Raw genomic sequence first — 6,000 nt, forward strand, 5'->3', positions numbered from 1 at the left:
GGTGGGCCGGGGCGGAGGCCTCACGCCCGGCTAGCCGACCACCGTCCAGGTGTCGTTCCCGTTCAGCAGCGTGCCCAGGTCGCCCTTGCCGCTGCGGTCCACGGCCGTCTCCAGCTGATCGGCCATGAGCGTGTCGTAGACGGGCCGCCGCACGTTGCGGAACACCCCGATGGGCGTGTGGTGCAGCGTGTCGGGGTCGGCCAGCCGGGACAGCGCGAACGCGTTGGTCGGGGAGGCCGAGGAGGCGTCGTGGACCAGGATCCGGGACTCGTTCTCCGGGGTGACCGTCACGACCTCCAGGTCGCCGGTGGCCACGTCGCGCACCACGCCCTGGGCGTTGTCCACGCCGAAGCGGATCGGCTGCCCCTGTTCGAGGCGGATCACGGCCTCCTGGGCCTGCTCGTGGTCCTTGAGGACCTCGAAGGCGCCGTCGTTGAAGATGTTGCAGTTCTGGTAGATCTCCACCAGCGCCGTGCCCTCGTGGGCGGCCGCCGCGCGCAGCACCTCGGTGAGGTGCTTGCGGTCGGAGTCGACCGTACGGGCCACGAAGGAGGCCTCCGCGCCGATCGCGAGCGAGACCGGGTTGAAGGGGGCGTCGAGCGAGCCCATCGGGGTCGACTTGGTGATCTTGCCGACCTCGGAGGTGGGGGAGTACTGCCCCTTGGTCAGCCCGTAGATCCGGTTGTTGAACAGCAGGATCTTGAGGTTGACGTTCCGCCGCAGGGCGTGGATCAGGTGGTTTCCGCCGATGGAGAGCGCGTCCCCGTCACCGGTGACCACCCAGACCGACAGGTCGCGGCGCGAGGTCGCGAGCCCGGTGGCGATGGCCGGGGCGCGGCCGTGGATGGAGTGCATCCCGTACGTGTCCATGTAGTACGGGAAGCGCGAGGAGCAGCCGATGCCCGAGACGAAGACGATGTTCTCCTTCGCCAGCCCCAGCTCCGGCATGAAGCCCTGGACGGCGGCGAGCACCGCGTAGTCGCCGCAGCCGGGGCACCAGCGGACCTCCTGGTCCGACTTGAAGTCCTTCATCGACTGCTTGGCGGCCGCCTTGGGCACCAGCGAGAGCAGGGTCGGGCTGTCGGTCACCTCAGTCATTGATGGCCTCCTCGAGATGGTTGGCGAGCTGCTCGGCCTTGAACGGCATGCCGTTGACCTGGTTGTACGACGCCGCGTCGACCAGGTACTTCGCCCTCAGGAGGGTCGCGAGCTGCCCGAGGTTCATCTCCGGCACCACTACCTTGTCGTAACGCTTCAGGACCTCACCCAGATTCCTCGGGAACGGGTTGAGGTGGCGCAGGTGGGCCTGCGCGATGGGGAGCCCGGCGAGCCGCAGCCGGCGTACGGCGGCCGTGATCGGCCCGTACGTCGAGCCCCAGCCGATCACCAGGGTCCGCGCGCCGTCCGGGTCGTCGACCTCCACGTCGGGGACCAGGATGCCGTCGATCTTGGCCTGGCGGGTGCGGACCATGAACTCGTGGTTGGCCGGGTCGTACGAGATGTTGCCCGTGCCGTTCTGCTTCTCGATGCCGCCGATCCGGTGCTCCAGCCCCGGCGTGCCCGGGACCGCCCAGGGGCGGGCCAGGGTCTGCGGATCGCGCTTGTACGGCCAGAAGACCTCGGTGCCGTCGGCCAGCTCGTGGTTGGGTCCGGCGGCGAACTGGACCCCCAGGTCCGGCAGGTCCGCCACGTCCGGGATCCGCCAGGGCTCGGAGCCGTTGGCCAGGTACCCGTCGGAGAGCAGGAACACCGGGGTCCGGTAGGTCAGCGCGATCCGGGCCGCGTCCAGCGCGGCGTCGAAGCAGTCCGCCGGCGTGCGCGGGGCGACGATCGGCACCGGGGCCTCGCCGTTGCGCCCGTACATGGCCTGGAGCAGGTCGGCCTGCTCCGTCTTGGTCGGCAGGCCCGTGGAGGGGCCGCCGCGCTGGATGTCCACGATCAGCAGCGGCAGCTCCAGGGAGACCGCGAGGCCGATCGTCTCGGACTTCAGGGCCACGCCCGGGCCGGAGGTGGTGGTCACGCCGAGCGCGCCGCCGAAGGCCGCGCCCAGCGCCGCGCCGATGCCGGCGATCTCGTCCTCGGCCTGGAAGGTCCGTACGCCGAAGTTCTTGTGCTTGCTCAGCTCGTGCAGGATGTCCGAGGCCGGGGTGATCGGGTACGAGCCCAGGTAGAGCGGCAGATCGGCCTGGCGGCTCGCCGCGATCAGCCCGTAGGACAGGGCGAGGTTCCCGGAGATGTTGCGGTAGGTGCCGGTCGGGAAGGCGCGGGTGGCCGGGGCCACCTCGTAGGAGACGGCGAAGTCCTCGGTGGTCTCGCCGAAGTTCCAGCCCGCCCGGAAGGCGGTGACGTTGGCCTCCGCGATCTGCGGCTTCTTCGCGAACTTCTGCCGCAGGAAGGTCTCGGTGCCCTCGGTGGGCCGGTGGTACATCCAGGACAGCAGTCCGAGCGCGAACATGTTCTTGCTGCGCTCGGCCTCCTTGCGGGAGAGCCCGAACTCCTTCAGCGCCTCGACCGTGAGGGTGGTCAGCGGCACCGGGTGGACGTTGTAGGCCTCCAGCGAGCCGTCCTCCAGCGGGGAGGTCTCGTAGCCGACCTTGGCCATCGGGCGCTTGGTGAACTCGTCGGTGTTGACGATGATCTCCGCGCCGCGCGGCACGTCCGCGATGTTCGCCTTCAGCGCCGCCGGGTTCATCGCCACCAGGACGTTCGGGGCGTCGCCCGGCGTCAGGATGTCGTGGTCGGCGAAGTGCAGCTGGAAGGACGACACACCCGGGAGGGTGCCGGCGGGCGCCCTGATCTCGGCCGGGAAGTTCGGCAGCGTCGAGAGGTCGTTGCCGAAGGAGGCGGTTTCCGAGGTGAAACGGTCACCGGTGAGCTGCATGCCGTCACCGGAGTCACCCGCGAAGCGGATGATCACCCGATCGAGCCGGCGTACTTCCTTCGCGGGGGCCTCGTGGCCCGCATGACCTGCGGGTTCGCCGTCCGGGCCCGGGGACGTCCGCTGCTCGCCGACGACTGCGCCTTCGGCCCCGTCGGACTGTTCGGCTGGGCTACTGACCTGGCTGGTCACTGAACTGGACCTCCTTCGAGGCGTGAGCACTGCCCAAGGTCCACCCTACGACCGTAGGGATCGCTTCCCCGGGCTGCTCATTTTCTGGACCGCCCCTTCGGCGGTCTGTCCGAATCCGGCCTTGCCTGACAGAGTGTCAGTTGATCAAGATCTTAGGTAGGTGAGAACGGCCAGCACCCGCCGGTGATCCCCGTCACTGGGTGACAGTCCCAGCTTCATGAAGATGTTGCTGACGTGCTTCTCCACCGCGCCGTCGCTCACCACCAGCTGCTTGGCCACCGCGGAATTGGTCCGCCCCTCGGCCATCAGCCCGAGCACCTCGCGCTCGCGCGGGGTCAGCCCCGCCAGCACGTCCTGCTTGCGGCTGCGCCCGAGCAGCTGCGCCACCACCTCCGGGTCCAGCGCGGTACCGCCCCGGGCCACGCGGACGACGGCGTCGAGGAACTCGCGCACATCGGCCACCCGGTCCTTCAGCAGGTACCCCACCCCGGTACTGGAGCCGGCCAGCAGCTCGGTGGCGTACTGCTCCTCCACGTATTGGGACAGCACGAGCACACCTATCCCGGGGTGATCGCGCCGCAGCCGCACGGCGGCCCGTACTCCCTCGTCGGTGTGCGTCGGCGGCATCCGCACATCGGCCACCACCACGTCCGGCAGCGCATGCTCCGCGGCCAGCTCCGCCACCGTCTTGATCAGGGCTTCCGCGTCCCCGACGCCTGCGACGACGTCATGCCCCCGGTCGGTCAGCAACCGGGTCAGGCCCTCACGCAGCAGCACTGAATCCTCGGCGATGACCACCCGCACCCTGTCTTCCACGACTTCGCTGCTCCCGCGTCCACTCGAACCCCGTGTTTCCCTGACTCAGCCAAGCATCCCAGTCTTGAGCCCGGATATAGCCGGATCACGATCAACGCGCACCCCCGGACCGGCGGTTTCCGGCCCCCGGAGGCCTTCCGGAGCCACCGGCTCCGAAAGTGGGGCCTTTGGCCCCCGGACGCGGCGGGGCGAACGGCACCCGCGAGGGCCGATCGCAGACACGGATGACCGCACGGACACCCCCACATGGGGGGGGCATCCGTGCGGTCACCTGTGTCTGCGGTGTCTGTGATCGGGATCAGGGGGGGGGAGTGTCAGACGGTGCGCCAGGGGAGCTCGGCGGTGACGGTCGTCCCGCCTCCGGCGGGGGAGTCCACGACCAGCACCCCGTCCACGGCGTCGAGCCGCTCGGCCAGCCCGGCCAGCCCCGAACCGGCTCCTTCGCCCGCTCCTTCTCCGGCTCCCGCTCCGCCCACACCGTCGTCGGCCACCTGGATCAGCAGCCGCTCGCCGGACTTCCACACGTCGACCCCGGCCGTACGGGCCTTCGCGTGCTTGCTCACGTTCTGCAGCAGCTCCGACACCGTGAAGTACGCGATCCCCTCGATCGCCGCCGCCGGCCGCGAGGGCAGATCCACGGCCACCCGTACGGGCACCGCGCACCGGGAGGCCACCGAGGAGAGCGCCGCGTCCAGCCCCCGGTCGGTGAGCACCGCCGGGTGGATTCCGCGGGCCAGGTCCCGCAGCTCCTGCAGGGCGATCTTCACCTCCCCGTGCGCCTCGTCCACCATCTGCGCGGCGGCGCGCGGGTCCTGCGCCAGCTTCTCCTTGGCCAGCCCCAGGTCCATGGCCAGCGCCACCAGCCGGGCCTGTGCGCCGTCGTGCAGATCGCGCTCGATGCGCCGCAGGTCGGCCGCAGCCGTGTCGACCATGACGCCGCGGTCGGACTCCAGTTCGCTCACCCGGTTCGCGAGCCGCGACGGCCCGAGGAGCCCGGCGACGAGCACCCGGTCGGCGGTGGTCAGGGCGCGGATCACCCAGGGGGTGGCGAGCGTGAAGGCCAGCCCGACGGCGCAGGTCACGACGATGGCGAGGGGGGAGTCCAGATAGAAGGAGTAGTCGTCGTTCTGGAAGACCTGCAGCCCCGGCTGATCGGTGAAGGCCGGGAACACCCAGAACCAGAGCGGGTACAGCAGCATGGCCCAGCCGTAGGCCCAGAACGTCAGGGCCACGCAGAAGGCGGTCACCGCCCACGGGAAGTGGACCACCGAGTACAGCACGTGCCGCCAGGCGCTCCCGCTCTTGAGCAGCGCCGCCATCCAGGCGATGGCCCCGCCCTTGGCGGCCTTGACCGGCGCGGGCTCGGCGATGTCGTGGCGGAGCATCCCGCGCACCCGGGCCCGCTCCACGCGCCCGAACCCGCGGCACATGGCCAGCACCCCTGCCAGCACCGGCACCCCGAGGAAGGTGACGAGCAGCCCGGCGCCGAGGCTGACACCGGTGATGGCGAGCGAGAAGTACAGCGTGCTGAGCGGCAGCCCGAGCATCAGGTACCCGAACTCCCGCCAGGTCCGCCCCTCGAACGGAGCCCGCACCACCCTGCCGATACCGCTGCTGCCATTGCTCATGTCGCCGACCCGCCCTTCCTCCACTGTGTCCCCCCACCCTCCCGCGCAGCCCCCTGCGGCAACCATCCGGCAGGTCGGCCTCTCCGCCGGGGGGTTAACCCCACCCCGCCCCCCGCACCCCACCTTCAGCCGGGCTGCCTCCCCCCGAGCCCGGCCCGGCCCATCCCGGGCCATCCCGGGCTGGCGTGCCCTGCCGCGCCGCCCCCCGTCCCGGCCCGCCCGGCCGCGAGCCGTCCCTGCCCGTCCCGGCTCATCCCGGGCCCGTCCCCGGCTCTTCCCGGGCCGGCGTGCCCTGCCGCGCCGCACTCCGTCCTGCCGCACTCCGCCCCGCCGCCCCCGTCCCGTCCCGCCCGGTCGCGAGCCGTCCCTGCCCGTCCTCGACCGGGCGCCCTGCGGGGCTGGGTCCCCTACCCGCCCTTCCACCGTTCCCCGGGCTCCGCCCGGACCCCCGCTCCTCACACGCCGGAGGGGCTGGATCGTCCAGCC

General features: G+C 71.2%; 4 protein-coding genes. All 4 read right to left on the minus strand.

Translation table 11 applies throughout. The features are described from left to right. Nucleotides 1–30: 30 nt before the first annotated feature. The 4 genes from ACWCP2_RS32350 to ACWCP2_RS32365 all read right to left on the minus strand — a co-directional run bounded on the left by ACWCP2_RS32350 (nt 31) and on the right by ACWCP2_RS32365 (nt 5,514). Nucleotides 31–1,098, minus strand: a complete 1,068-nt coding sequence (locus tag ACWCP2_RS32350; RefSeq protein ID WP_450912120.1) for a 2-oxoacid:ferredoxin oxidoreductase subunit beta — start codon at nt 1,096–1,098, stop codon at nt 31–33. Then, on the minus strand, nt 1,091–3,070 hold the full coding sequence (locus ACWCP2_RS32355) for a 2-oxoacid:acceptor oxidoreductase subunit alpha (RefSeq protein WP_450912121.1): 1,980 nt from the start codon (nt 3,068–3,070) through the stop codon (nt 1,091–1,093). Before ACWCP2_RS32355 ends, ACWCP2_RS32350 begins: the two co-directional genes overlap by 8 nt. A 144-nt stretch (nt 3,071–3,214) precedes the next feature. After that, the gene (locus tag ACWCP2_RS32360; RefSeq protein WP_450912124.1) at nt 3,215–3,874 is read right to left on the minus strand and encodes a response regulator transcription factor; all 660 of its coding nucleotides are present in this window, start codon (nt 3,872–3,874) and stop codon (nt 3,215–3,217) included. Between the two features lie 326 nt (nt 3,875–4,200). After that, nucleotides 4,201–5,514 (minus strand): sensor histidine kinase, encoded by a 1,314-nt coding sequence (locus ACWCP2_RS32365; RefSeq protein ID WP_450912122.1) that lies wholly within the window; start codon nt 5,512–5,514, stop codon nt 4,201–4,203. Nucleotides 5,515–6,000: the final 486 nt, after the last annotated feature.

The organism is Streptomyces sp. NPDC002104 (genome assembly GCF_053593795.1).

What these genes read in the sequence shown, in the direction of transcription:
- ACWCP2_RS32350 (WP_450912120.1), bottom strand. Translation starts at nt 1,098, where the DNA reads ATGACTGAGGTGACCGACAGCCCGACCCTGCTCTCGCTGGTGCCCAAG.
- ACWCP2_RS32365 (WP_450912122.1), bottom strand. Translation starts at nt 5,514, where the DNA reads ATGAGCAATGGCAGCAGCGGTATCGGCAGGGTGGTGCGGGCTCCGTTC.